At 68.3% G+C, this 23,014-nt stretch carries 23 protein-coding genes and 1 tRNA gene; 12 read left to right on the top strand and 12 right to left on the bottom strand.

Going from position 1 to position 23,014, the window contains the following annotated elements; all coding sequences use genetic code 11:
* The first annotated feature begins 13 nt into the window (after positions 1-13).
* The gene (locus DTS01S_RS23515; RefSeq protein ID WP_017404279.1) at positions 14-319 is read left to right on the top strand and encodes an ogr/Delta-like zinc finger family protein; all 306 of its coding nucleotides are present in this window, start codon (positions 14-16) and stop codon (positions 317-319) included.
* On the opposite strand, the gene DTS01S_RS23510 is transcribed toward DTS01S_RS23515, so the two are convergent.
* From DTS01S_RS23510 to DTS01S_RS23485, 6 genes are all read right to left on the bottom strand, one after another.
* Positions 313-1,620, bottom strand: coding sequence for a type II toxin-antitoxin system HipA family toxin (locus DTS01S_RS23510; RefSeq protein WP_017404280.1), 1,308 nt, complete (start codon positions 1,618-1,620; stop codon positions 313-315). The genes DTS01S_RS23515 and DTS01S_RS23510 overlap by 7 nt on opposite strands.
* The gene (locus DTS01S_RS23505) at positions 1,620-2,033 is read right to left on the bottom strand and encodes a helix-turn-helix domain-containing protein (RefSeq protein WP_017404281.1); all 414 of its coding nucleotides are present in this window, start codon (positions 2,031-2,033) and stop codon (positions 1,620-1,622) included. Before DTS01S_RS23505 ends, DTS01S_RS23510 begins: the two co-directional genes overlap by 1 nt.
* Before the next feature lie 119 nt (positions 2,034-2,152).
* Positions 2,153-3,169: a tyrosine-type recombinase/integrase gene (locus tag DTS01S_RS23500; RefSeq protein WP_026062098.1), complete on the bottom strand. Its 1,017-nt coding sequence runs from the start codon at positions 3,167-3,169 to the stop codon at positions 2,153-2,155.
* 185 nt (positions 3,170-3,354) lie between these two features.
* Positions 3,355-3,441: transfer RNA gene (locus DTS01S_RS23495), tRNA-Leu, on the bottom strand.
* A 119-nt stretch (positions 3,442-3,560) separates the two neighbouring features.
* Entirely contained in the window at positions 3,561-6,776 is a 3,216-nt protein-coding gene (locus tag DTS01S_RS23490) for an efflux RND transporter permease subunit (RefSeq protein ID WP_016449589.1), read from the bottom strand.
* Positions 6,773-7,996 carry an efflux RND transporter periplasmic adaptor subunit gene (locus tag DTS01S_RS23485; RefSeq protein ID WP_016449590.1) on the bottom strand — a complete coding sequence of 408 codons (1,224 nt, stop codon included), beginning with the start codon at positions 7,994-7,996 and terminating at the stop codon, positions 6,773-6,775. The genes DTS01S_RS23490 and DTS01S_RS23485 overlap by 4 nt, the downstream gene beginning before the upstream one ends.
* 174 nt (positions 7,997-8,170) lie before the next feature.
* Between DTS01S_RS23485 and hpnC the strand changes: the two genes are divergently transcribed.
* The 4 genes from hpnC to DTS01S_RS23465 all read left to right on the top strand — a co-directional run bounded on the left by hpnC (position 8,171) and on the right by DTS01S_RS23465 (position 12,483).
* Positions 8,171-9,055 (top strand): squalene synthase HpnC, encoded by an 885-nt coding sequence (gene hpnC, locus DTS01S_RS23480; protein ID WP_061289083.1) that lies wholly within the window; start codon positions 8,171-8,173, stop codon positions 9,053-9,055.
* 67 nt (positions 9,056-9,122) lie between these two features.
* The gene (hpnD, locus tag DTS01S_RS23475) at positions 9,123-9,968 is read left to right on the top strand and encodes a presqualene diphosphate synthase HpnD (protein ID WP_016449592.1); all 846 of its coding nucleotides are present in this window, start codon (positions 9,123-9,125) and stop codon (positions 9,966-9,968) included.
* A complete protein-coding gene (gene hpnE / locus DTS01S_RS23470) occupies positions 9,965-11,338 on the top strand; it encodes a hydroxysqualene dehydroxylase HpnE (RefSeq protein ID WP_061289097.1) in 1,374 nt (457 codons plus the stop codon). Before hpnD ends, hpnE begins: the two co-directional genes overlap by 4 nt.
* A 125-nt stretch (positions 11,339-11,463) precedes the next feature.
* Positions 11,464-12,483 (top strand): Bug family tripartite tricarboxylate transporter substrate binding protein, encoded by a 1,020-nt coding sequence (locus DTS01S_RS23465; protein WP_016449594.1) that lies wholly within the window; start codon positions 11,464-11,466, stop codon positions 12,481-12,483.
* 45 nt (positions 12,484-12,528) lie between these two features.
* On the opposite strand, the gene DTS01S_RS23460 is transcribed toward DTS01S_RS23465, so the two are convergent.
* Positions 12,529-13,212, bottom strand: a complete 684-nt coding sequence (locus tag DTS01S_RS23460) for a GntR family transcriptional regulator (RefSeq protein WP_016454064.1) — start codon at positions 13,210-13,212, stop codon at positions 12,529-12,531.
* Positions 13,213-13,379: 167 nt separating this feature from the next.
* On the opposite strand from DTS01S_RS23460, the gene pcaC reads away from it, so the two are divergent.
* The 3 genes from pcaC to DTS01S_RS23445 all read left to right on the top strand — a co-directional run bounded on the left by pcaC (position 13,380) and on the right by DTS01S_RS23445 (position 15,768).
* A complete protein-coding gene (pcaC, locus tag DTS01S_RS23455) occupies positions 13,380-13,778 on the top strand; it encodes a 4-carboxymuconolactone decarboxylase (protein ID WP_016449596.1) in 399 nt (132 codons plus the stop codon).
* Positions 13,779-13,788: 10 nt separating this feature from the next.
* On the top strand, positions 13,789-14,652 hold the full coding sequence (locus DTS01S_RS23450; RefSeq protein WP_046240875.1) for an NAD(P)-dependent oxidoreductase: 864 nt from the start codon (positions 13,789-13,791) through the stop codon (positions 14,650-14,652).
* Positions 14,653-14,784: 132 nt separating this feature from the next.
* Complete coding sequence (locus DTS01S_RS23445) at positions 14,785-15,768, top strand: tripartite tricarboxylate transporter substrate binding protein BugD (protein WP_061289080.1); 984 nt, start codon at positions 14,785-14,787, stop codon at positions 15,766-15,768.
* Between the two features lie 7 nt (positions 15,769-15,775).
* Here the strand turns inward: DTS01S_RS23445 and DTS01S_RS23440 are convergent, their stop codons facing one another.
* Genes DTS01S_RS23440 through DTS01S_RS23425 form a run of 4 tightly spaced genes read right to left on the bottom strand, consistent with a single transcriptional unit; the run spans position 15,776 to position 18,288 of the window.
* Positions 15,776-16,366 (bottom strand): class I SAM-dependent methyltransferase, encoded by a 591-nt coding sequence (locus DTS01S_RS23440; RefSeq protein WP_046240877.1) that lies wholly within the window; start codon positions 16,364-16,366, stop codon positions 15,776-15,778.
* Between the two features lie 19 nt (positions 16,367-16,385).
* Positions 16,386-16,598 (bottom strand): DUF2788 domain-containing protein, encoded by a 213-nt coding sequence (locus DTS01S_RS23435; protein ID WP_046240878.1) that lies wholly within the window; start codon positions 16,596-16,598, stop codon positions 16,386-16,388.
* A gap of 55 nt (positions 16,599-16,653) precedes the next feature.
* Positions 16,654-17,487 (bottom strand): DUF2189 domain-containing protein, encoded by an 834-nt coding sequence (locus DTS01S_RS23430; protein ID WP_016449601.1) that lies wholly within the window; start codon positions 17,485-17,487, stop codon positions 16,654-16,656.
* A gap of 30 nt (positions 17,488-17,517) precedes the next feature.
* Complete coding sequence (locus DTS01S_RS23425; protein ID WP_016449602.1) at positions 17,518-18,288, bottom strand: HAD family hydrolase; 771 nt, start codon at positions 18,286-18,288, stop codon at positions 17,518-17,520.
* Positions 18,289-18,379: 91 nt separating this feature from the next.
* On the opposite strand from DTS01S_RS23425, the gene hemH reads away from it, so the two are divergent.
* The 4 genes from hemH (at position 18,380) to DTS01S_RS30955 (ending at position 21,974) form a co-directional block, all read left to right on the top strand.
* A complete protein-coding gene (hemH, locus tag DTS01S_RS23420; protein WP_026062182.1) occupies positions 18,380-19,477 on the top strand; it encodes a ferrochelatase in 1,098 nt (365 codons plus the stop codon).
* 146 nt (positions 19,478-19,623) lie between these two features.
* Positions 19,624-20,598 carry a sulfurtransferase gene (locus DTS01S_RS23415; RefSeq protein WP_017404609.1) on the top strand — a complete coding sequence of 325 codons (975 nt, stop codon included), beginning with the start codon at positions 19,624-19,626 and terminating at the stop codon, positions 20,596-20,598.
* A gap of 93 nt (positions 20,599-20,691) precedes the next feature.
* Positions 20,692-21,789, top strand: a complete 1,098-nt coding sequence (locus DTS01S_RS23410) for a YeeE/YedE thiosulfate transporter family protein (RefSeq protein ID WP_017407528.1) — start codon at positions 20,692-20,694, stop codon at positions 21,787-21,789.
* An 11-nt stretch (positions 21,790-21,800) separates the two neighbouring features.
* Positions 21,801-21,974: a hypothetical protein gene (locus DTS01S_RS30955; RefSeq protein WP_169804702.1), complete on the top strand. Its 174-nt coding sequence runs from the start codon at positions 21,801-21,803 to the stop codon at positions 21,972-21,974.
* A gap of 19 nt (positions 21,975-21,993) precedes the next feature.
* Here DTS01S_RS30955 and DTS01S_RS23405 read toward each other — a convergent pair whose 3' ends face one another.
* Positions 21,994-22,989: a rhodanese-like domain-containing protein gene (locus DTS01S_RS23405; RefSeq protein WP_016449606.1), complete on the bottom strand. Its 996-nt coding sequence runs from the start codon at positions 22,987-22,989 to the stop codon at positions 21,994-21,996.
* Positions 22,990-23,014 lie beyond the last annotated feature (25 nt).

Genomic DNA, 23,014 nt, shown 5'->3' with positions numbered 1-23,014 from the left:
AGGACCATGCACCATGCGAATGATGTGCCCCCACTGCAATGAACACGCCTACACGCGCACCAGCCTGCAATTGACGAACACCAGCCGGGAAACTATTTTCCAGTGCCGCAACTTTGAATGCGGTCACGTGTTTTCCGCAGTGACCGAGATCAACCGCACCATATCCCCCAGCGCCATACCCAACCCTGGCGTGGTGCTGCCGATGAGCACACATATCAAGCGACGCGAAGTGGCCCGCCAGATGGCGGCCATGCCGCTATCGGAGTTCAATGCGCAGCAGCACCGATGCACGGATGCCGCAGCACAGGCCGCTCAGTGATCGCTGCCCGCAAGAAAACGGCGTGCCTGGTCACGCGCCCCGTCGAAGATCTGCCGGGCCATAGGCTGCGGCACGCTGGCCGGCAGGCGCGGCTGCAGCCGGGCTATGGCACCGTCCAGCGCCTCGACCATCTCCACCATGCTTTCCCACAGGCCTGCGATGCGCGTGGTCTCCGCCAGGACCTTCCAGTGGCGGCGCTGGATCTCGGCCAGGCGGTAGTGGCGGCTGCGCCCTGGCAGAGCCATGGCCATCCTGGCGCGCTGGCGGGCGATCTTGCCGTGGCCGTGACCGATGATGGGCCAGGCCGACAGCACGTCGTACAGCGGCGTCATCTCATAGCCGCCGCCCGGCTGCAGAAACACAGAGAAATTCTTGGCATGCCCGTCCGTGGCCGCCAGCAGCCAGAACGCCAGCTGGGCCATCACGAAGCGGGCGCAATCCTGGGCAGGCTCGCTGCCATGCTGCAGCACCTGCAGGCACTGCAGCATGCCGGGCCCGCCGTGGGTCTCGTACTTGTTGGCGCTGGCAACGCCGCGCACCTGGCAGAAATCCTCCTGGGGCAGGCGCGCAATCCAGCCCTGCGCCGTCCAGGCGCGGTCAAAGCGCTCTACGCACAGCACCTGCTGCCCGCCAAAGCTCTCGATGCTGCTGTCGGCCACGGCAAAGCCCAGCTCGGCCAGCAGGCGGGCGCACAGCCACTCATTGGCCACTGACTCGCTCAGGTCGTAGTGCCAGTGCGGCACCACGCCGATGGCCGGCTTCAGGATATGCGTGGTCGGCGTCGCGCCCAGCGGGCGGCACCACTGGCCGCCATGGCGCAGCACCGCCGTCTTCTCCTGCGCACCGGCAATGGACAGCCGGAACTCCTGGTCCACCTCCAGCGCGCCAAACCCGCCACCCAGGCTGGCCAGGTGCTCTGCAATCTGCGCCTCGCTCAGCGGCTCGAAGCGCACCTGGTCGAACCCTTCGGGCACGGCCCCCTCGGGCAGCAGCTGCACGGCCCCCACGCAATCGCGACCAATGGCCTCCAGCAGCGAGAACGCATCGGCCCCGCGCAGCCCGAAGCGCTGGTGAATGCGCCGGCGAATGCCCTCGCCGTCCGGCAGCAGGTTGTCGAAATAGTGGGCCACCACCTCGCCCGCCACCGTCAGGTCGCGCGTGAAGGGCATGGACAGTGACAGCGGCCGCGCATGCGCGCTCTGCGGCCAGGCCGGGTCATAGGCGAACACATGGCGGCCTGTGCGCGTGACCTCCCAGGTGCCCACCCGCTCCCCATTCATCCAGACGCCCAGCGCCGCCATCACCAGGACCCTTTCGGCTTGCGGTCCTGCCAGTGCGGCGGCAGCGCCTGCGGCTTGAAGGCCACGGGGCGGTCGGCGGGCTTGCGGGGCACGTTGTCACCCGCGTACGGTTGTGGAGCGGGCTCGGCAACCTTCGACGCAGCAGGTCCAGGTACAGGCACAGACACAGGTGCAGACGCAGGAGAAGCCACCGCATCCGCCCTGGGCCGCATGAGCAGATCGACATCCAGCAGCTGCAGGATCTCCATCAGCTGGCGCACGCTGATGGCGGCCGGGTCACGCTCTATCGCCGCCACACGCGACTGGGACACGCCCAGCCGCTGTGCCAGTTCAGCCTGGCTCACGCCAGCGGCCTTGCGCAGCGACTTCAGGTGCAGCGCAAGCTGATCGGGCAGTTGCAACAGGTGGTCCATGGTGTTCTCCTGGCCAGGGCATTCAAAATATCATCTCAAGATGATGAATTGAAATTATCACTCTAGAATAATATTGTCAAGATATCATATTGGAGTGATATTTCTGGCAGCCATCCTGCCTACAACCGTGCCGCGATGTCCTCGGCCGTCTCTCGGTAATAGGTATTGAACAGCTCGTTGATATCCACGTGGCCGCTGATGCGGGCCAGCGTCATCACATCCACGCGCTTGCTCAGCCAGGTCAGCGCCGTGGCGCGCAGGTCATGGAAGCGCAGGCCCTGCACCATCACCCGGTCGCGCAGCTTGCGGTAGAGCGTGTCGCGGCTGGCGTCGCTGATGGTCCAGTAGGCGTCGCGCCCGGCAGCCTCGGCGGCGGCGTCCAGCACGCGCAGCAGGCGCACGGCACGGCGCGTCAGCGGCACATGGCGCTCGCCCACCTTGGCCTCGGTCTTGTGGTGCGGCAGGTGGTAGACCCGGCGCTTGAGATCCACATTGCTGCGGCCCATGCGCAGGATCTCGCCGCTGCGCATGGCCGTGTGCAGGGCCACCAGCATGGTCCAGGCCGTCTGCTCCATGGCGGTGACAGGCGCCAGGCGCGGCGAGACATTGGCCGAGCGCAGCATGCGCCGCACCTCGCTCCACTGCCCCGTGCGCCGGCGCGCATGGGACTTGGCCGGCAGCTTGATCTCGGGCCAGGGGCTCTTGCCCACCCATTTCCACTGCTTGACCGCCAGCGTCCAGATCGGACGGAATTGCTGCGCCTCGCGCAGCACGCTGGCGCCGGAGACCTGCTGCAGCCGCGCATCGCGCCAGCGCGCCAGGTCGTCACCCGTGATCTCGTGGAACACCTTGGCCGCCAGCTCGGGAAACTCGCGCAACCAGGCATCAAAGCGCAAATGGTCGGCCCGCGCCGTGCTGGCCGTCTTTTTGTCGGTGACCTCGCGCCGATAGCGCTCCACCGCCTCGGCCAGCGTGCGCCGCGGAAACTCCCCGCGCGCGCCGGCCAGAATGGCCGCCTCCTCGGCCACGGCCCAGCCCTGCGCCTCGGCCTTGGTCGCCCGCGTGGCGGTGCGCCGGATGCCCGCACGCTCCACCTCGGCCCGCCAGCCGTTCTTCACCTTACGGAAATACGCCATCCCACCTCCTGCAGCCCGCGCGGGATCACAAGCGGGATCTGCGCGGGATTGTGATGTGATTTTGCGCTGTTTTGTGCCGGTTTCAACCTGCTCCGTTTTGCCTCCAGAACCCAGAAAAAAAGCCCGCCTCCTCTACAGGAAGCGGGCTTGAGCAGTGTTCGCCGCAGTTGAGCGGCGTTGGTGCGTGGTGCGCGGGGGGGGACTCGAACCCCCACACCATTGCTGGCGTCAGGACCTAAACCTGGTGCGTCTACCAATTTCGCCACCCGCGCTGGTTCTTGGGGAGCCGCCTGCGCGGCGGCTCCTAGGTCAGGGCGCAGATTCTAGCCGCAATTGCGGGGTGCATTGCCATACCCCGGATTTGAGCGGCGGCCTCTGCGTTTTCGCCACCTCAATGCGTGGGCTCACGGCGCACGCGGAACACGGCGGCGTACATGGCCGGCAGCGCCAGCAGTGTCAGCACGGTGGCCACGATCAGCCCGCCCATGATGGCCACGGCCATGGGGCCCCAGAACACGCTGCGCGACAGCGGGATCATGGCCAGCACGGCGGCGGCGGCCGTCAGCACGATGGGGCGCAGGCGGCGCACGGCGGCCTCGATGATGGCGTCCCAGGCCGGCACGCCGCGCGCGCGGTCGGTCTCGATCTGGTCGATCAGGATCACCGAGTTGCGCTGGATCATTCCCATCAGCGCCACCACGCCCAGCAGCGCCACGAAGCCGAAGGGCCGGCCCAACAGCAGCAGCGCCGCCGCCACGCCGGGAATGCCCAGCGGCCCGGTGATGAACACCAGCAGTGAACGGCTGACACTGCGCAGTTGCAGCATGAGCAGCGTGAAGGTGAGGAACAGCATCACGGGCACACCAGCGACGATGGCGTCCGAGCCCTTGGAGCTTTCCTCCACGGCGCCGGCCACATCGATGCGGTAGGCCGTGTCGCCTGCGGCATGCCAGCGCGCCTCGATCTCGCGCAGGCCGGGCAGCAGCGCATGGGTCAGCGTTGCGCCCTGCAGGCCCTCGCGCACATCGCCCTGCACGGTGATGGCGAACATGCGCTTTTCTCGCCACATCACGCCGGGTTCCCAGACCATCACGGGCTTGGCGATCTGCGTGAGCGGGATCGACTTGCCCGATGCCGTGGGCAGGTAGGCATTGGCGATATCGGTGATGGCGTCGCGCTCCGAATACGGCGTGCGCAGCACGATGTCGATGAGCTTGTCACCCTCGCGGAACTGGCCCACGGTGGAGCCGCTGAGCATGACGCGGGCCGCCTGGGCGATGGCCTGGCTGCTCACGCCCAGGGCGCGCGCCTTGTCCTGGTCCACCTCCAGGCGCACGGCCTTGACGGACTCGTTCCAGTTGTCGTTGACGCCGCGCATGTCGGCGTTGGCGATCATGGCCTGCTTGACCTCGTCGGCATAGGCACGCAGCTTTTGCGGATCGGTGCCGGAGACGCGGAACTGCACCGGATAGGGCACGGGAGGCCCGTTGGGCAGCAGCTTGACGCGGCCGCGCACCTCGGGGAACTCCTGGGCCAGCAGCGCCGGCAGCGCCTTGCGCAGCCGCTCGCGCGTGGGCAGGTCCTGGGCCACCAGGATGAACTGCGAGACGTTGTTCTGCGGGAACACCTGGTCCAGCGGCAGGTAGAAACGCGGCACGCCCGAGCCTACCCATTCGCTGACCGTGCGCACGCCGTCGAGCTTCATGAAGCGCTCTTCCACGCGGCGCGTGACGGCCTCGTTGGCGGCCAGCGACGTGCCTTCGGGGAACCAGATGTCCACCAGCACCTCTGGCCGGCTGGAATCCGGGAAGAACTGCTGCTGCACGCGCGACATGCCCACCAGGCCCAGCGCGAAGACCAGCACCGTGATGGCGATGGTCAGCCAGCGGTGCGTCACGCACCAGTTCACGGCGCGCCGGAAGCGGTTGTAGAACGGGCTGTCGAAGACCTCATGCTCGGCTGAGGACGCATTGAGGTTGGTCTCCTCGATGGGCACCTCGCCCGAGGCCACCTCGGGCGGCAGCGTGGCCGCGTGCGGCGGGCGCTTGAGCAGCAGCATGCCCAGGTAGGGCACGAAGTACACCGAGGCGAACCAGCTGAGCACCAGCGCAATCACCGTCACCGCGAAGATGGCGAAGGTGTACTCGCCCGTCATGGACTTGGCCATGCCGATGGGCAGGAAACCTGCCGCCGTGATCAGCGTGCCGGTCAGCATGGGCTTGGCCGTGATCTCGTAGGCAAAGGTGGCGGCGCGGTACTTCTCGTAGCCCTCCTCCATCTTGCGCACCATCATCTCGACGGCAATGATGGCGTCGTCCACCAGCAGGCCCAGCGCGATGATCAGTGAGCCCAGCGACACCTTGTGCAGGCCGATGTTCCAGTACCACATGGCCAGGAAGGTCGCGGCCAGCACCAGCGGGATCGTGATGGCCACCACCAGGCCCGGGCGCGGGTCGATGTACCAGCGCTTCCACAGCGGCTGGTGGCCCTCGCGCTTGTGCAGGCCCAGGCTGATGAAGCTCACGGCCAGCACCACCACCACGGCCTCGATCAGCACCTGCAGGAATTCGTTGACCGAGTCGGCCACGGCCTTGGGCTGGTCCTGCATGTTGGCCAGCTCCACGCCGGCCGGCAGCGTGCGTGCGATGTCGCCCACGGCGCCGCGCAGGGACTTGCCCAGGCGGATGATGTCGCCACCCTTGGTCATGGACACGCCCAGCGCAATCGTCTCGCGCCCCTGGTGGCGGACCTTCACATTGGCCGGATCGGCATAGCCGCGGCGGATCTCGGCGATATCGCCCAGACGCAGCTGCGCGCCCGATGCGCCGCGGATGGGCATGGCGCGCAACTCGTCCACCGCCAGGAACTGGCCGGCCACGCGCACCTGCACGTCCTCCCGCGGCGTCTGCAGCACGCCTGCGCCCTCGATGGCGTTTTGCTGGCCCAGCTGGCCGAGCACCTGGTTCATGTCCAGGCCCAGCTGCGACAGGCGGCGCTGCGACAGCTCGATGTAGACCTTCTCGTCCTGCACGCCGAACAGCTCGACCTTGGCCACATCGGGCACGCGCAGCAGCTGCTGGCGCACGTCGTCGGCCATGGTCTTGAGCTCGGCGTAGCTGAAGCCGTCGGCCTGCAGGGCGTAGATCACGCCATAGACATCGCCGAACTCGTCATTGAAGAACGGCCCCTGCACGCCCTGCGGCAGGGTGTAGCGCATGTCGCCGATCTTCTTGCGCACCGTATACCACAGCTGCTGGACATCGCCGGGGCGCGAATTGTCCTTGAGCTGGAAGATGATCAGCGACTCGCCGGGCTTGGAGTAGCTGCTGATCTTGTCGGCGTAGGGCACCTCCTGCAGCGTACGCTCGATCTTGTCGGTGACCTGCTCGGCCATCTGCTGCGCCGTGGCGCCCGGCCAGTTGGTGCGCACCACCATGGCGCGGAAGGTGAAGGGCGGGTCTTCGTCCTGCCCCAGCTGGAAGTACGAGGCAAAGCCCAGCAGCAGCAGCACGACCATGAAATAGCGCGTCAGCGCCACATGGTCCAGCGCCCAGCGCGAAAGATTGAAGTGCCCGCCCTGCGGCGCCTTGTGCTTGGGCCCGCTCATTGGGCCGCTCCGCTGGACGCAGCACCTGCGGAAGCTGCGGCACCTGCGGCGGCAGGCGCCTGTGCCGGCTGCTGCGTCTTGTCATACCGGTCCTGATAGACCGTGACCTTCTGCCCGGGCGTGAGCACATGCACGCCGGCGGCCACCACCTGCATGCCGGGCGTCAGGCCGGCGGCAATCACGGCCTCGTTGCCATCGGCCGTGGCCAGTTGCACGGGCTGCAGCTTCACCGTGCTGCTGGCGGCATCGAACACCCACACGGCCGTGCCCTGGCCGCCGCCGCCTTCCTGGCGCAGCGCCGTGGTCGGCAGCTTGATCACGGGCTGGCCCGTGGGGCCCATGCCCTCGGGCAGCGCATGGACCGTCGCGCCCAGCGGCGGCACGGCGGCCGCATCCGACGCGGGCAGTGCCACCTTCACCTGGTAGGTGCGCGTGACCGGATCGGCACTGGCCGCCACCTCGCGCACCTGGCCCTGCAGCGGCTGCATGCCGGCCGACCACGGGCGCACATTCACTTTCTGGCCCACGCGGATGGCGCCGCGCTTGTCTTCGGGCACCACGAACACCACGTCGCGCGGGCCGTCCTGGGCAATGCGCACCACGGGCGAGCCGGCCGACACCACCTGGCCGGGCTCGGCGTCTATGCCTGTCACCACGCCGGGCACATCGGCCAGCAGTTGGGCATAGGCCTCCTGGTTGCTCTGCGATGCCAGCTGCGCCTTGGCCTGGTCCAGCGTCGCCTGGGCGGACTTGAGCGTGGCCTCGCGCCGCTCCAGCTCCGCACCGCTGATGAAATTCTGCGCCTTCAGCTGCGAGTAACGCCTCACATCGGCGGCGGCAAGATCGCGCTGCGTGGTCGCGGCCGCCACCTGGGCGCGCGCGGCGTCAGCTCCCAGCCGGTAGTCGCTGGCATCGAGCCGCGCCAGCAACTGGCCTGCCTGCACGTGCTGGCCCAGCTCCACCTCGCGGCGAACGAGCTTGCCGGCCACGCGAAAGCCCAGGCGCGACTCTATGCGCGCGCGCACCTCGCCCGCGTATTCCAGTTGCGTGTCCAGCGCGCCCACGCCTACGGTGAGCAGCTTGACGGCGCGCACCGGCTCGGGCGGCGGCTCGGCCTTGGAACAGGCGCCCAGCGCCAGCGCGGCGGCCAGGCACAGAGGGGCAAGAAGAAGATGGCGCGGCAAAGCGCGCGCGGCAGGGTTCGATGGCAAGTCGGGCATGTGGATCCGGGAGGGCTGGTGCGAAAAGCGGCTGCGGGCTGCAAGATCCGGGCAACATGCCGCGGCAGCTGGCTGGCGCCGTTTACTGACTGACGGGTTAGTAATTTAGGAGAAGCCCTTGAGCCCGTCAAGTGAAATGCATGGCCTTGCGCGCAGCATCGACAATCGGCCACCGTGAAGTCCACCGCTCCCCCCCTGCCCGCCTCCCCCGCCCCGGTCACGCACTACGAGAACTTTCCCGTGGCGTCCTGGCTGTGCCCGCCCCGCTTGCGCCCGCCGATTGCCGCGCTCTACCACTTCGCACGCACTGCAGACGATCTGGCCGACGAAGGCGACGCCACGCCGTCCGAGCGCCTGGCCGCGCTGGCCGCCTACCGTGCCGACCTGATGGCGCTGGGCACCGAAGGCGAGGCCTCCATGCTCGCCCGCACGGCCTGGCCTCTTGTCTTTGCAGGGCTGGCGCCGCAAGTACGCGCCCACCAGCTGCCGCTGGCGCTGATGGACGACCTGCTCAGCGCCTTCGCGCAGGACGTGCACAAGACCGAATCCGGCACCACCTACGCCGACCGCGCCGAGCTGCTTGACTACTGCCGCCGCTCGGCCAACCCCGTGGGCCGGTTGCTGCTGCATCTGTACGGGGTGGATGATGCCGAATCGCTGGCCCGCAGCGACGCCATCTGCACCGCCCTGCAATTGATCAATTTCTGGCAGGACTTCAGCGTGGACCTGCCACGCCAGCGCCACTACCTGACCGATGCCGACTGCACCGCCCATGGCGTGCGGCGTGAAGACCTGCGCGCCGAGCCCGCTGCATTGACCCCTGCCGTGCGCGCGCTGCTGGCCGACCAATCGGCCTGGGCGCGCGCCCTGATGCAGTCCGGCGCACCGCTGGTGCACCGCCTGCCGGGCCGCATCGGCTGGGAGCTGCGTCTGGTGGTGCAGGGCGGGCTGCGCATACTGGACAAGGTCGATGCGCTGCAGGGCGCCAGCCTCTACCGCCGCCCCACCGTCGGCAAGGCCGATGCCCCGCTGCTGCTGTGGCGCGCCCTGCGCATGTGATGGCGGGCCGGCCGTTGCGACACCCAGGCTTTGGCTCCCAGCCGTCCATGGGACAATCCCGCCCCATATGAATCCGGATCAGTACGTCCAAGACAAGGCTGCCGCCTCGGGCAGCAGCTTTTATTACGCCTTCCTCTTCCTGCCGCGCGAGCGCCGTGCCGCCATCACCGCCTTTTATGCGTTCTGCCGCGAAGTGGACGACGTGGTGGACGAAGTCTCCGACCCCGGCGTGGCCGCCACCAAGCTCGGCTGGTGGCAAAACGAAGTGCACCAGGCCTTTGCAGGCAAGCCCTCCCATCCCGTGATGCGGGCGCTCATGCCGCACGCCCCGGTCTACGCCATCGAGGAGCGCCACCTGCAGGCGGTCATCGACGGCTGCCGCATGGACCTGGAGCAGACCCGCTACCTGGACTTCCCGGGCCTGGCGCGCTACTGCCACCTGGTCGCAGGCGTGGTCGGCGAAGTGGCCGCGCGCATCTTTGGCCAGACGCAGGAAGAAACCACGGCCTACGCCCACAAGATGGGCCTGGCCTTCCAGCTGACCAACATCATCCGCGACGTGGGCGAGGACGCCATGCGCGGACGCATCTACCTGCCCATCAGCGAGCTGCAGCAGTTCGACGTCAAGGCGCATGAGATCACCAAGCGCGAATACTCGGACCGCTTCACCGCGCTGATGCGATTTCAGGCCGAGCGCGCCCACCGCCTCTACGACGAGGCCCTGGCCCTGCTGCCCGCGGCCGACCGCCGCACGCAAAAGCCCGGCCTGATGATGGCCAGCATCTACCGCACCCTGCTGCGCGAGATCGAGGCCGACGACTTCCGCGTGCTCCACCAGCGCATCAGCCTGCCGCCGCTGCGCAAGTTGTGGCTGGCCTGGAAGATGCAGGCGCTGGGGCGCATGGCGCGGTGAGCAGAGACAGCGCCAAGGACACGCCGCGCGCCGCCATCCTCGGCGGAGGCTGGGCCGGCTTCGCGGCCGCCCTTGCGCTGGCCCGCAGCGGCTGGCACATCACCCTGCACGAGGCCGCACGCGAGCCCGGCGGCCGTGCGCGCGGCATGGACCTCGACACGCCACAGGGCCTGCTGCGCGTGGACAACGGCCAGCACATCCTCATCGGTGCCTACACCGAAAGCCTGCGCCTCATGCGCGAGGTGGGCGTGGACCCTGAACGGGCGCTGCACCGCCAGCCCATGGCCCTGCCCTATGCCGATGGCAGCGGCCTGCGCTTTCCCGACTGGCCTGCGCCGCTGGATGCGCTGGCCGGCATTGCCACCGCACGCGGCTGGAGCCTGGGAGAGCGCGCAGCCCTGCTGGCGCGCGCCGTGCGCTGGCGGCTGGCGGGCTTTCGCTGTGCGGCCGAAGCCACGGTGGCCGACCTCTGCACAGGCCTGCCGCAACGCCTGATCACCGAATTCATCGACCCGCTGTGCATCTCGGCGCTCAACACACCCATTCACCTGGCCAGCGGCACGGTGTTCCTTCGCGTGCTGCGCGATGCGCTGTTCAGCGGCCGTGGCGGCTCGCATTTCCTGGTGCCGCGCCGTGACCTGGGCAGCCTGTTCCCCGCGCCGGCCGCGCAGTGGATGCAAGAGCGCGGCCACGCCGTGCGCCTGGGCAGCCGCGTGTCCGAACTGCAGCCCCAGGGCCCGCACTGGACGCTGGGCGCAGCCCAGGGCGAAGACGCGCCCTTTGACGCCGTGCTGCTGGCCTGCCCCGCGCCCGAGGCGGCGCGCCTGGCACTCACCGCCGCCGAGCACGACAGCCTGCCTGCACGCGACGGCATAGCCCTGCAGCGCTGGGCGCAGCTGGCCCAGGACCTGCAGCACCGCCCCATTGCCACCGTCTATGCGCAGACCGGCGATCCCTCCCACACATTGCCCCCGGGCGCGCCCTGGCTGGCGCTGCGCTCCACGCCCGATGCGCCTGCGCAATTCGTCTTCGACCGTGGACAACTCGGCGGCCCGCAGGGCCTGATGGCCTTCGTCATCAGCGACAGCGCATCGGACCGCGACACCCTGCAGGCCCAGGTGCTGGCCCAGGCACGGGCGCAGTTGGGCTGGCATGGACTGGTTGCGCTGCGCACCGTGATCGACAAGCGCGCCACCTTCGCCTGCCTGCCCCAACTTCAGCGGCCCGGCCTGGAGCTGGGCCACGGCCTGTGGGCCTGCGGCGATCATGTGGACGGGCCGTATCCGGCCACCATCGAAGGCGCCGTGCGCAGCGGCATGCAGGCTGCCGAGGCCGCAGCCGCAGCCCATCGCACAGCACACACCGACTGACCCCCGGGTATCTCCGTAGCCTGCGGACCCCGGTTTGACAGCAGATTGACAGCCGCCAGCGCCACCATCGCTGGCGCCGCATCTGCTGCGGACCATCCACTACAACGATATCCAGGAGACCAGACATGCCTTCGCGCGACTTTCTTCACCACGCAGACCTGCCCCCGCTCAGCCGCCGCCAACTGCTGGCCGGCACGGGCGCCATGGCCCTGTCTGGCCTGCTGCCTGCGGCCGCGCTGGCGCAGGACGCCTGGCCCACACGGCCCATCCGCTTTGTCGTGCCCTTTGCGCCGGGCGGAAGCTCGGAAATCGTGGCGCGCTCCACGGCCGCCGAGCTGTCCAAGACCCTGGGCCAGAACGTCTTCGTGGACAACAAGCCCGGCGCGGCCGGCAACATCGCCATGCAGGAAGTGGCGCGCGCCGATGACCAGAGCACCGTCATCCTGGGCCACATCGGCACCCTGGCCGTCAATCCCTACATCTTCGACAAGCTGCCCTACGACGCGAACAAGGACTTCCAGCCCGTCAGCCTGCTGGCCAAGGTGCCCAGCCTTTACGTGGTCCACCCCGACGTGCCGGTCAAGAACCTGCGTGAACTCATCGCCTATGCCAGGAAAAAACCCGGCCAGCTCAGCTACGGCTCGGCCGGCAATGGCAGCGCCGGGCACCTGGCCTTCGAGTACCTGAAGATGACGGCCGAGATCTTCATGCTGCACGTGCCCTATCGCGGCACGGGGCCGATGATGACGGACCTGATGTCAGGCCGCCTGGACGCCGCCTCGGTCGGCGCCGCCGCTCTGCTGCCCTTCATCAAGGCAGGCAAGGTGCGCTGCATCGCCACGGGATCGACCCAGCGCCTGCCCCAGTTGCCCGATGTGCCCACCGTGGCCGAGCAGGGCTTCCCGGGCTTCGAGATGACCCAGTGGTACGGCATGCTCGCCCCCTCCAGCATGACCCGAGCCCACGTGGACAAGCTGGCCGCCGAATGCGCCAAGGCCGTCAAGGCGCCGGACGCGCTCAAGCGCCTGCAGGGCGATGCGGCAGAGCCCATCGGCAGCACGCCCCAGCAGTTCGCGCAGTTCATTGCCACCGAGCAGACGCGCTGGCAAAAGGTGCTCAAGCGCGCCCAGGTCAAGCCGGACTGAGCGCACACGGACTGACACTCCCAGGTACAGGCGCAGGCCCCGGCATCAGCTGGCCGGGCCAGCCTTCTCGGCCATGGCGCGCAACACGCCCTGGCTGGCCTTTTGCACATGCTCGGCGCTCAGGCGCGCAGCCTGGTCCGCGTCGCCCTGCTCTATTGCCGTCACGATGGCATCCAGCTCGGCCAGCGTCTGCGGCAGGCGCCCGGGCTGGGACATGGAGATGCGCCGCAGCACCGTCACGCGGTTGTTCAGCTGCCGCAGCATCTGGCCGGCCACCAGATTGCCGCAGCCCTCGATCAGGATGTCGTAGAACTGGTTCTTGATCGCCAGCAGGGCCACCTTGTCGCTGGCCACGGCGGGCACGGCCAGCTCGCCCAGCTTGGCGCGCAGCGCGGCGCGCTGGCCTGCCGAGGCATGCAGCGCAAAGCCCCGGCTGGCCAGCCCCTCCAGGCTGGCCCGCACCTCGTAGATATCGCGCACCTCCTGCACCGAGATGTCCGTGACCTCGGGACCGCGGTGCGGAACGATGGTGATCAGCCCCTCGGCCTGCAGGTGCTGCAGCGACTCGCGCAGGCACGAACGGCTCACATCAAGGCTCTCGCACAGTTCGCGCTCGGACAGCTTCTGGCCCGGCGCAAACACGCCATCGAGGATGGCCGTGCGCAGGGTCTGCGTCGTGCGCAGGCGCAGCGACGTTTCTTCGCGGGGGACACGCAGCATCTGGTTCATGGGATGAATCCTACCCGCCAATCCAGGGGCCGGACGGACTGACGGATTGTCATACACACACCTGGCGCGGCAGGCAATCCCGATTTTCATCAAGTAGGATTGTCTGACAATCTGATTAAATCCATTCCACCGAAAGACACCTTCACCGCCTTCCATCAGGAGTTTTCATGACCCGAGCCTACGCCCCCAAGAACCCCGCCCTCTTCGACCAGGGCCTGTCCACCCGCCGCGAGGTGCTGGGCGCCGAGTATGTCGATGCGTCCATCCAGAACGCCACGGACTTCAACATCGACATGCAGGAGCTGGTCACGCAGTACTGCTGGGGCGATGTCTGGAACCGCCCGGGCCTGGACCGCAGGACGCGCTCCTTCCTGAACCTGGCCATGATCACGGCGCTGAACCGCCCGCATGAACTCAAGCTGCATGTGCGCGGCGCCATCAACAACGGCCTGAGCAAGGACGAAATCAAGGAGGTCTTCCTGCAGACCGCCATCTACTGCGGCGTGCCGGCCGCCATCGACTCCTTCCGCGTGGCTTCGGAAGTCTTCAAAGAGATGGACATCTGAGGCACGCAGCATGACCACCATAGGATTCATCGGCCTCGGAATGATGGGCCAGCCCATGGCCCACCTGCTGCACGCCGCAGGGCACGCCCTGGTCATCCGGGACGCCGTGCCCGCTGCCACCGCACGATTCGCGCAGGAACATGCGGGTGTGGCCGTGGCATCCGGCGCGGCCGACTTTGCCAGCTGCAGCGTGGTCTTCACCATGCTGCCCGACTCCCGCATCGTCGATGCCGTGGTCGGCGAACTGGCCCCGCACCTGCCGCCCGGCGCCTGCATCATCGACATGAGCTCTGCCGACCCCAACCGCACGCGTGCGCTGGCCGGCCTGCTGGGCGAGCGCGGCATCGGGCTGCTGGATGCGCCGGTCTCCGGCGGCGTCAAGCGCGCCATTGCGGGCACGCTGTCCATCATGGTCGGGGGCGATGCGGACCTGCTCGCCCAGCACCTGCCCCTGCTGCAGCGCATGGGCCAGGCCATCACCCATGTCGGCCCCGTGGGCGCGGGCCATGCGCTCAAGGCGCTGAACAACTATGTCTCGGCAGCGGCCCTGATCGCCACGGCCGAGGCCATCCACGCAGGCGCGGCCTTCGGCATTGCGCCGGCCACCATCGTGGATGTGATCAATGCCTCCACCGGCAAGAACAACACCACCGAAAACAAGGCCCACCAGTTCATGCTGAACGGCGCCTTCAACTCGGGCTTCTCGCTGGCGCTGCAGGCCAAGGACGTGGGCATCGCCCTGTCGCTGGGCCAGGCCATGCACACGCCCATGGCACTGGCCGAACAGGTCAGCGCCATGGCGGCCGAGGCCTCCAGGTCCCTGGGACCCGCCGCCGACCACACCGAGCTGTACAGGTACGTGGCCCCGGCCTGAGCCTGCGCCGTCTCGTCGTCGTCAAGGGCCGCATGCGGCCCTTGCCTTCCTGCCCCACGCCACCAAACACGCCACCGACAACCGGCCGCACAGAGCCGGCGGCCCCTGCACGCGCCTCCAGGAGACAAACCCATGCGCCCCCTCATCCGCAATCCCCTCGCCCAGACCCTTCTCGCCGCCGCGCTGGCAGCAGCCAGCCTTGCCGCCCAGGCCTTCCCCAACAAGCCCGTCACCATCGTCGTTCCCTACGCGGCCGGAGGCTCCACCGACGTGCTGGCCCGCGTGCTGGCCGAGGCCATGACGCGCGACCTGGGCCAGCAGGTCATCGTCGAGAACCTGGGCGGCGCCGGTGGCACCATCGGCACCAGCCGCGTCACACGCGCCCAGGCCGACGGCCACACCCTGCTGCTGCACAACATGGGCATCGCCACGGCGCCCGCGCTCTATAGCAAGCTCTCTTTCGATGTGAGGCGCGACCTGGAACCCATCGCGCTGGCCGGCGACGTGCCCATGATCCTGGTGCGCAGCAAAGGCTTTGCGCCCGCCACGCTGGTGGACTTCATCGCCCACATGAAGGCCAAGCCGGGCGAAGTGCGCTTCTCGCATGCCGGCGTAGGCGCCACCTCCCACCTGTGCGCCATGCTGCTGCTGCAGACCACCTCCACCGAGGCCACCCTGGTGCCCTACCGTGGCACGGGTCCGGCCCTGCAGGACCTGGTGGCAGGCAATGTCGATGTCATCTGCGACCAGCCCGTGGCCACCGGCCCGCACATACAGGCGGGCATGCTCAAGGGCTACGCCGTCGCCACGCGCGAACGCCTGCCCTCCCTGCCCGATGTGCCCACCTTCGCGCAGGCCGGCCAGCCCGGCTTCGAGCTTGCCGTATGGCACGGCCTGTACGCTCCGCGAGGCACGCCCCAGGCCGTCATCGAGCGCCTCAACAAATCCCTGCGCACCGCCCTGGCCGAACCCGCCCTGGTCAAGCGCTTCACGGACATGAGCGTCATCATCCCGCCCGCAGACCGCCTTACCCCCGACGCCCTGCGCCAGCACACCGCCGCAGAAATCAAGCGCTGGGACCCGGTGATCAAGGCTGCGGGGGCCAAGGCCGAGTAACGCCGCACTACGACGACACCGGCCTGCGGGCCACGACATCAAAGCGATGCCAGTGCTTGGGGCCTCGCATGCTGGGGGCCATGCCATCGAACTCCTTGAAGGCCACCAGCTCCATGCCATCCAAAAGGTGCAAGACCTGATCACGCGAATGAAAGCTCATGGACTGCGAATCGGCCCAGGCATCGCGCGGCCCGAAAAAATGACCGGCGAACACACCGCCCGGACACAGCGCAGAACGCACCAGCGACCAAAACGCATCGAAGCACTCAGGATGGCAAAAGGGCAGGCTCAGTCCAGCGTGGATCAGATGCGCTGCAGGCAAAGAGGAAAGATCCTCGAAACGGCAAGCCTGCAGCGTCAAAGCGCCGGGCGCCGGCGATGCCAGGGGGCGCAAGCCCTCGATGGCCGCAGGTTCGCTGTCGATGGCGTGGACGCGCCAGCCGGTACTGAGCAGCACGCGGCACTCATGGCCCGCGCCACAGCCCAGATCGATGGCCGCTTTATCTGCCGTATCACCCGCCAACGCGTCAAGCGCCTGCACCAGCAGAGGAGATATCTTGCGTCCCCCGGTAAAGCGGTAGTAGTCCGTCCAGCTCATGGGTGTGACGCCTGCGGCGTCATCTCTCCATCCACCACTGGATGACGATCTTGGCGATGTAGCCGACAAAGCCCACGCCCAGGCCCAGGAAAATCACGAAGGTGCCGAACTTTCCTGCCTTGGACTGGCGTGCCAGCTGCAGGATGATGAACACCATGAAGAGGATGAAGGCCCCCACGCCGTAGGTGAGGAAGAAATGGGCGATCTGTTCTTCTGTATACCCGAATATCACGACAACACCGTCCTACCTCCTCCCCTGCAAGTCCGGTCAGGCCGGGCGGTCAGGCTCAGCGCGCCGCAAAGGTCGACGCATCCACCAGGTCGCGGTACGCATGCCAGCTCGCGTGCCCCAGCAGGGGCATCACGGCCACCAGTCCCAGCAGCCAGCTGCCCAGGCCCAGCAGGGTCAACAACACAATGAGGGCGGCCCACAGTGCCAGAGGCACAGGGTTGGCCAGCACGGCCAACCAACTGGTCAGCACGGCCTGGCGCACCGTCACCCGCCTGTCCAGCATCAGCGGCATGGCCACCACGCTGGACGCAAAAATAGGCGCTGCCAGAAAACTGCCCAGCGCCAGCCATATCGCAAACAACTGCCCGTCGCGGGCCAGCACCACGTGCTGCACGAAATCCGCCGGAGTGGCAATGCGCACGGGCGAGAGCACGGTGATCAGCGACGCCGACACCAGCACCCAGCCCGTGGCCGCCAGCGACAGCAGCAGCCCGAACTGCACCAGGCACCAGTAGCCGCCCTGCCCCTCGGCCTTGGCCGCATGGCCGTTTTGCCAGCGCGTCCAGGTACGCCGCACCAGGGACAGATCGGCAGCCTCGCCGCGCTCCAGCGCACGGCTGATGGCGTAGAGGCTGGTCGCCACGACAGGGCCGATGATCAGGAACCCCGACAGGGCCCCGGCCATCAGCCAAAAGCGATTGTGCCCGAGCGTCAAGATCAAAAACCCGATCAAGGTCAAGACCAGGCCATGTGCCAGGCTCAGCCAGGGCGCCCTGGCCATGTCGCGCGCGCCACGCGCCAGCCAGCTCAGGGGGTGTTTCCAGCCGATGCTGCGCACGGCGGGGAGGACGGGGGGGTGGAGGAAAGCTGTGCTGTGGCTGATGGGCATGGCGTGGCGCGGCTTCGCGGGCAGGCAGGGTCAGCTGTCAGCCAGCCCCTGGCACAACTGCGCAAGGCTGGCCACCGTGACGTGGGGCGTGGACCCCTCGTGAGGCCATGCTACGCCCGTGCGGTTGAGCCAGACTGCGTGCATACCCGCATCCATGGCGCCCAGCGCGTCGAGCCGCGCGTCGTCGCCAATGTGCAGCACCTCGTCAGGCGCCACGCCAGCCGCCGCCGCTGCCGCGTGGAAAAAGCGCACATCGGGCTTGGCCATGCCGGCCTTGCTGGCGCTCAGCGCGGCATGGAAATGCTCGCCGATGCCCACCACATGCACGCTGGCGTTGCCATTGCTCAAGGCCACCACGGGCCAGCGCGCGGCCAGGAACTGCAGGGCGGGCAGCGCGTCCTCGTACAAGTCCACGCGCTGGCGCTCGGCAAAGAAAAGATCGAAGGCCGGCTCGGCCAGCGCGCCGTCGTCGCCATTGCGCTGCAGCGCCAGGCGGATGGACTCGCGGCGCAGGCCGCTCAGGTCATGGGCCAGGTCGGGACGATCGCGCTCGATCTGCACGCGGATGGCGCGCACGGCGGCCACGTCGCGCAGCGCCGCGGCCGTGGCCGGCGCATGGGTGTGCAGCCAGTCCAGCAGCACCTGTTCGGCACGCGAGATGGCCGGCCACACAGGCCACAGCGTGTCATCCAGATCGATGGATATGGCGCGGATGCGGCCGCTGCGGCGCAACTGCTGCAAGGCGGTCAGTGCAGGGGCAAAGGAGGATTCGGCGAGGGGAGCGGTGGTGGCTTGGGACATGGTCCGAGCATAGCGAAGGCAGCCGCTGCAGGCTGCCGCCGGGTCATCGGGCTCGCATGGCAGGCCGCCGCGTCCTGCCACAATCGGGGCCATGCCATCCCGCTTTGCGCCAGAACCCCCATTCCGCCACGACCAACCCCAGCGCACCGCCGTGCTGCTGTGCAACCTTGGAACGCCCGACGCGCCCACGGCCCCGGCCGTGCGCCGCTACCTGGCGCAATTCCTGGGCGACGACCGCGTGGTCGAGATCCCCAGGATTGCCTGGTTGCCCATCCTGCACGGCATCATCCTGCGCACGCGGCCGGCCAAGTCGGCTGCCAAGTACGCCACCGTCTGGCATGAGAAGGACGGCTCCCCCCTTCAGCACTGGAGCGAGCGCCAGGCCCTGCTGCTGCGCGGCTGGCTGGGCGAGGCCGGGCACAACGTGCTGGTGCGCCATGCCATGCGCTACGGCAACCCGTCCATCCCCAGCGTGCTCGATGCCCTCAAGGCCGAGGGCGCCACGCGCATCCTCATCCTGCCGCTGTACCCGCAGTACTCGGGCACGACCACGGCCAGCGTGTTCGACGCGGTCTACGACTGGGCCCGCACCCAGCGCCACATCCCCGAGCTGCGCTTCGTCAACCGCTACCACGACGACGCTTCCTACATCGACGCGCTGGCCCAGCGCATCGAGGCCCATTGGCGCGGCAACGGCCGTGGCGAAAAGCTGGTCATGAGCTTTCACGGCGTGCCCGAGCGAACGCTGCACCTGGGCGACCCCTACCACTGCGAATCGCGCAAGACCGCACGCCTGCTGGCCGAGCGCCTGGGCCTGTCGCCCTCGCAATACCTGGTGACCTTCCAGTCGCGCTTTGGCAAGGCCAAATGGCTGGAGCCCTATACCGAGCCCTCGCTGATCGAGCTGGCACGCAGCGGCACCAAGCGCGTGGACGTGGTCTGCCCCGGCTTCACCAGCGACTGCCTGGAAACGCTGGAGGAAATCAGCCAGGAAGCGCGCGAGGCCTTCATGCATGCGGGCGGCGAGCAGTTCGAGTACATCGCCTGCCTCAACGACAGCGCGCCCTGGATCACGGCGCTGAGCCGCATCGCCCAGCAGCACCTGCAGGGCTGGCCCACGCAGAAGGCGCCGCAGGCCGAACTGGACGCCAGCCTGGAGCGCGCCAAGGCCGTGGGCGCACAGCGCTGAGGCCGTCCTGCATCCTGTGCACCGCGCCATATAACCCTGCCTCATGAGCAGAATGCATAAGCGTCTTTGTATATAGATGCTGCAAGCGGGACAATTGCACCTCTGTTGCTTGTCCCGCCGGTCTTCCATGGCCGGCCCCAGCCATCATGACCAAGACCTTTTCCCCTGCTCTGCGCCTGGCGGCCCCGCTGCTGGCGCTGGGCCTTGCCTGCACCGCCCTGGGCACGGCCCACGCCGCCGAACCCCTGCTCACGCCCGCAGGCGTGCAGGCCGCCGCCGGCCAGGACGCCGTGCGCATCATCGACATCCGCGATCCCAAGGCCTATGGCGAGCGCCACATTCCCGGTGCGCTCAACGCTCCCTACGGCAAATGGCGCGGCCCCGCCACCAATCCCGGCGAACTGCCCGAGCTGCCCAAGCTCACCGAACTCGTGCAGTCCCTGGGGCTGACGCCGGCCACCCACGCCATCGTGGTCTCCACGGGCGCTGACGCCACCGACTTCGGCGCCGCAGCGCGCGTGTACTGGACGCTCAAGCTGCTGGGCCTCAAGGAGCTGTCCGTGCTCAACGGCGGCATGAAGGCCTGGAACGAGCAAAAGCTCCCGCAGGACAACGAGGCCGTCAAAGTGGCCCGCAGCAGCTACCAGCCCCAGCTCGACACCAGCCTGATCGCCACGCGCGAGGATGTGGGCCAGCACGTCAGGCTCAGCAACGCCGCCCTGGTGGACTCGCGCCCCGACGCCTTCTACCAGGGCAAGACGCGCGCGCCGGCCGCCAAGCTCTCGGGCACCCTGCCCGGCGCGCAGCAGCTGGACTTCAACCAGTGGTTCGTGCCCGGCACCTCCACCTTTGTCGATACCGCCACGGCCAAGCAGATCGCGGCCAAGGTCAAGCGCGAGCAGGGCCAGGACATGGTGGCCTTCTGCAACACCGGCCACTGGGCGGCCACCGACTGGTTCGGCCTGTCCGAAGTCGCGGGCCTGCCGGGCGTCAAGCTGTATGCGGGCTCCATGGTGGACTGGACGCAGCAGGCCGATGCGCCGCCCATGGCCAACCAGCCCGGCCGCGCCGAATCCCTGGCCTACGACGCCAAGCAGTGGTGGGAAAAAAAGTTCAAATAAGCACTCCCTGAGGCGCTTGCGCGCCTTCCCCCCGTGGCACGGCGCCTCTCTACCCGCTTCGCGGGGGAGGGCGACTGCATGGAGAAAAATGATATGAAACGACTTCCTCTTGCGGCCATCCTGGCCGTTTTCTTTGGCTGGCTGCTGTGGAGCGTCTCGGTGCGCCAGGCCGCGCTGTTCGCCGTGGGCCTGGGCCTGGGCGCGGTGCTGGCCGGCAAGCGCTTCGGCTTCACCACCGGCTGGCGCATGCTGATCGAGGACAAGGACGCCAGCGGCGTCTTCGGCCAGTTGCTGCTGCTGGCGCTGGCCGCCGCGCTGGCCATGCCGCTGCTGGGCCACTATCCCGAACTCACGGCTGCCCTGGGCCCGCCCAGCATCAGCCTGCTGGTGGGTGCCTTCGTCTTCGGCCTGTGCATGCAGATCGCGGACGGCTGCGGCAGCGGCACGCTGTACAAGGCCGGCATGGGCATTCCCATGAATGCGGCCATCCTGCCCGTGTTCGCCATCGGCAGCTTCCTGGGCAGCCTGCACCTGGGCTGGTGGCTGGACCTGGGCAACACCCAGCCCGTGGGCCTGATCACGGCCTGGGGCTGGGCCCCTGCCCTGCTGGCCACGCTGGCTGCGCTGGCCGTGGTCGCGCTGGGCGTGGCCTGGTATGTGCGTGGCGCCAACGTGGCACTCAAGCGCCCCGCCAAGCCGCTGTTCGTGCGCAAGTGGGTGGTGGGCGCCGTGCTGCTGGCCGTGCTGGCCACGCTCAACCTCATCATTGCGGGCCAGCCCTGGGGCGTGGTCTACGGCTTCGGCCTGTGGGCCGCCAAGATCGCCAACGCCACAGGCGCCGTGGACCTGGCCGGCAACTGGTTCTGGAGCCAGCCCGGCAACGCCGCGCGCCTGCACGAGACCGTGCTGCTGGACGTGACCAGCATCACCAACATCGGCATCCTGGGCGGCGCCCTGTGGGTGGCTGCCGCCAAGCCCGTCAATGCCAAGCCGCTCACTGGCACGCAATGGATGGTGGCCCTGGTGGCAGGCCTGGTGCTGGGCTACAGCTCGCGCCTGGCTTTCGGCTGCAATGTGGGCGCCATGCTCTCGGGCATCTCCACGGGCAGCATCCACGGCTGGATCTGGGTGCCGCTGGCCTTTGCCGGCACCATCTTCGGCCTGCGCATCCGCCGCCACTTCAACTTCTGAAAGGACCCGCCATGACACAACAGAACAGCCTGCGCGCGGTCTTCTGGGCCGTGCTCGTCCCCTTCCTGGCCTGGGACCACCTGCACTCGCCTCCCGTGGACCTGCGCTTCGAGGCACCGCTGATCGCGGCCGGCTCGGGCAAAGCCACGCAAGGCGGGCACTGCTCGATGCCGGCGGGCAAATAGACCAAGACCAAGGCCAAGGTCAGGGGACGCTGGGCGCCGGCCCCTCATCCGCGCCAGCCGTCACGGGCAGCGGCGCGGTTTCCACATCGAAGCCGGCCGCCTGCCAGGCCTTGAGGCCGCCCACCAGCGGGCGCACGTTGGCGAAGCCCGCGCGCTGCAGCTGGCGCGCCAGCCGCGCGGCCGAGATTTCATTGGGACAGTCGCAATAGACCACCACCCCGTGGGGATGGTCGTGCTGGGGCAGCAGGTGCGCATGCGACTCGCCGCCATCGCGCGGGCGCAGCTCCCAGGACTGTGCACCCGGGATATGGCCCTGGCGGTACTGCGGCAGGGCGCGCACATCGATCACCGTGGGCTGCATGCCCTGGGCATGCAGGCCCGCCAGCTCGCGCACCGACATGCGCGGCATGCGCAATGAACGCACCATGCGGTGGCGCTGCCACCACTTGCGCACGATGAACAGCCCCAGCGCCACGGCCAGCAGCAACAGGCCCCACTGGCCCAGCGCGGTGAGCACGCCCAGCAGGTCTTCCACCGTGGAGCTGAACAGCGAGCCCAGGTACACGGCCGACCCTACCCAGATCAGCGCACCCAGCCCGTCATACAGCACGAAGCTGCGCAGCGGCGTGCCCATCACCCCGGCCAGCGCGCTGGCGATGGAGGCGAAGCCCGGCACGAACTTGGCCACCAGCAGCGACCTTGCACCCCAGCGGCCGTAGACGGTCTCGGTCTGGCGGATGCAGGCATCGGGTGACAGCGAGATGCGGCAGATGCGTCCCAGCACACGGTGGCCGTAGGCCTTGCCGGCCTGGTACCAGAACAGATCGGCAATCAGCGCCGCGCTCACGGCCACGGCCACCAGCCACAGCAGGCGCACCCAGTCGGCGCCTTCCAGCGCACCGGTCACGACCAGCACCGGGTAGGCCGGAATCGGCGCGCCCAATTGCTCGACGAACACATTGAGAAAGACGATGCCGAAGCCGTACTCGCGGATCAGCTCCACCAGAAAACCCATGTCAGGCCTCTCTTGCCCAGACGGT

Origin of the sequence: Delftia tsuruhatensis NBRC 16741, assembly GCF_001571325.1 — a bacterium.
Lineage (GTDB): Bacteria > Pseudomonadota > Gammaproteobacteria > Burkholderiales > Burkholderiaceae_C > Comamonas > Comamonas tsuruhatensis.
Note: the sequence above shows the minus strand (reverse complement) of the source record. Positions and strands in the feature narration are given on the sequence as shown.

Excerpts from the sequence above, each read along its gene's own strand:
- DTS01S_RS23515 (WP_017404279.1), top strand. The coding sequence starts at position 14 with ATGCGAATGATGTGCCCCCACTGCAATGAACACGCCTACACGCGCACC.
- DTS01S_RS23490 (WP_016449589.1), bottom strand. The coding sequence starts at position 6,776 with ATGAGCGGGCCCAAGCACAAGGCGCCGCAGGGCGGGCACTTCAATCTT.
- DTS01S_RS23410 (WP_017407528.1), top strand. The coding sequence starts at position 20,692 with ATGAAACGACTTCCTCTTGCGGCCATCCTGGCCGTTTTCTTTGGCTGG.
- DTS01S_RS23460 (WP_016454064.1), bottom strand. The coding sequence starts at position 13,212 with ATGAACCAGATGCTGCGTGTCCCCCGCGAAGAAACGTCGCTGCGCCTG.
- hpnD (WP_016449592.1), top strand. The coding sequence starts at position 9,123 with ATGAATCCGGATCAGTACGTCCAAGACAAGGCTGCCGCCTCGGGCAGC.
- DTS01S_RS23505 (WP_017404281.1), bottom strand. The coding sequence starts at position 2,033 with ATGGACCACCTGTTGCAACTGCCCGATCAGCTTGCGCTGCACCTGAAG.
- pcaC (WP_016449596.1), top strand. The coding sequence starts at position 13,380 with ATGACCCGAGCCTACGCCCCCAAGAACCCCGCCCTCTTCGACCAGGGC.
- hemH (WP_026062182.1), top strand. The coding sequence starts at position 18,380 with ATGCCATCCCGCTTTGCGCCAGAACCCCCATTCCGCCACGACCAACCC.
- DTS01S_RS23500 (WP_026062098.1), bottom strand. The coding sequence starts at position 3,169 with ATGGCGTATTTCCGTAAGGTGAAGAACGGCTGGCGGGCCGAGGTGGAG.
- DTS01S_RS23415 (WP_017404609.1), top strand. The coding sequence starts at position 19,624 with ATGACCAAGACCTTTTCCCCTGCTCTGCGCCTGGCGGCCCCGCTGCTG.
- DTS01S_RS23425 (WP_016449602.1), bottom strand. The coding sequence starts at position 18,288 with ATGTCCCAAGCCACCACCGCTCCCCTCGCCGAATCCTCCTTTGCCCCT.
- DTS01S_RS23405 (WP_016449606.1), bottom strand. The coding sequence starts at position 22,989 with ATGGGTTTTCTGGTGGAGCTGATCCGCGAGTACGGCTTCGGCATCGTC.
- DTS01S_RS23465 (WP_016449594.1), top strand. The coding sequence starts at position 11,464 with ATGCCTTCGCGCGACTTTCTTCACCACGCAGACCTGCCCCCGCTCAGC.
- DTS01S_RS23450 (WP_046240875.1), top strand. The coding sequence starts at position 13,789 with ATGACCACCATAGGATTCATCGGCCTCGGAATGATGGGCCAGCCCATG.
- DTS01S_RS23485 (WP_016449590.1), bottom strand. The coding sequence starts at position 7,996 with ATGCCCGACTTGCCATCGAACCCTGCCGCGCGCGCTTTGCCGCGCCAT.
- DTS01S_RS23440 (WP_046240877.1), bottom strand. The coding sequence starts at position 16,366 with ATGAGCTGGACGGACTACTACCGCTTTACCGGGGGACGCAAGATATCT.
- DTS01S_RS23510 (WP_017404280.1), bottom strand. The coding sequence starts at position 1,620 with ATGGCGGCGCTGGGCGTCTGGATGAATGGGGAGCGGGTGGGCACCTGG.
- DTS01S_RS30955 (WP_169804702.1), top strand. The coding sequence starts at position 21,801 with ATGACACAACAGAACAGCCTGCGCGCGGTCTTCTGGGCCGTGCTCGTC.
- DTS01S_RS23445 (WP_061289080.1), top strand. The coding sequence starts at position 14,785 with ATGCGCCCCCTCATCCGCAATCCCCTCGCCCAGACCCTTCTCGCCGCC.
- DTS01S_RS23430 (WP_016449601.1), bottom strand. The coding sequence starts at position 17,487 with ATGCCCATCAGCCACAGCACAGCTTTCCTCCACCCCCCCGTCCTCCCC.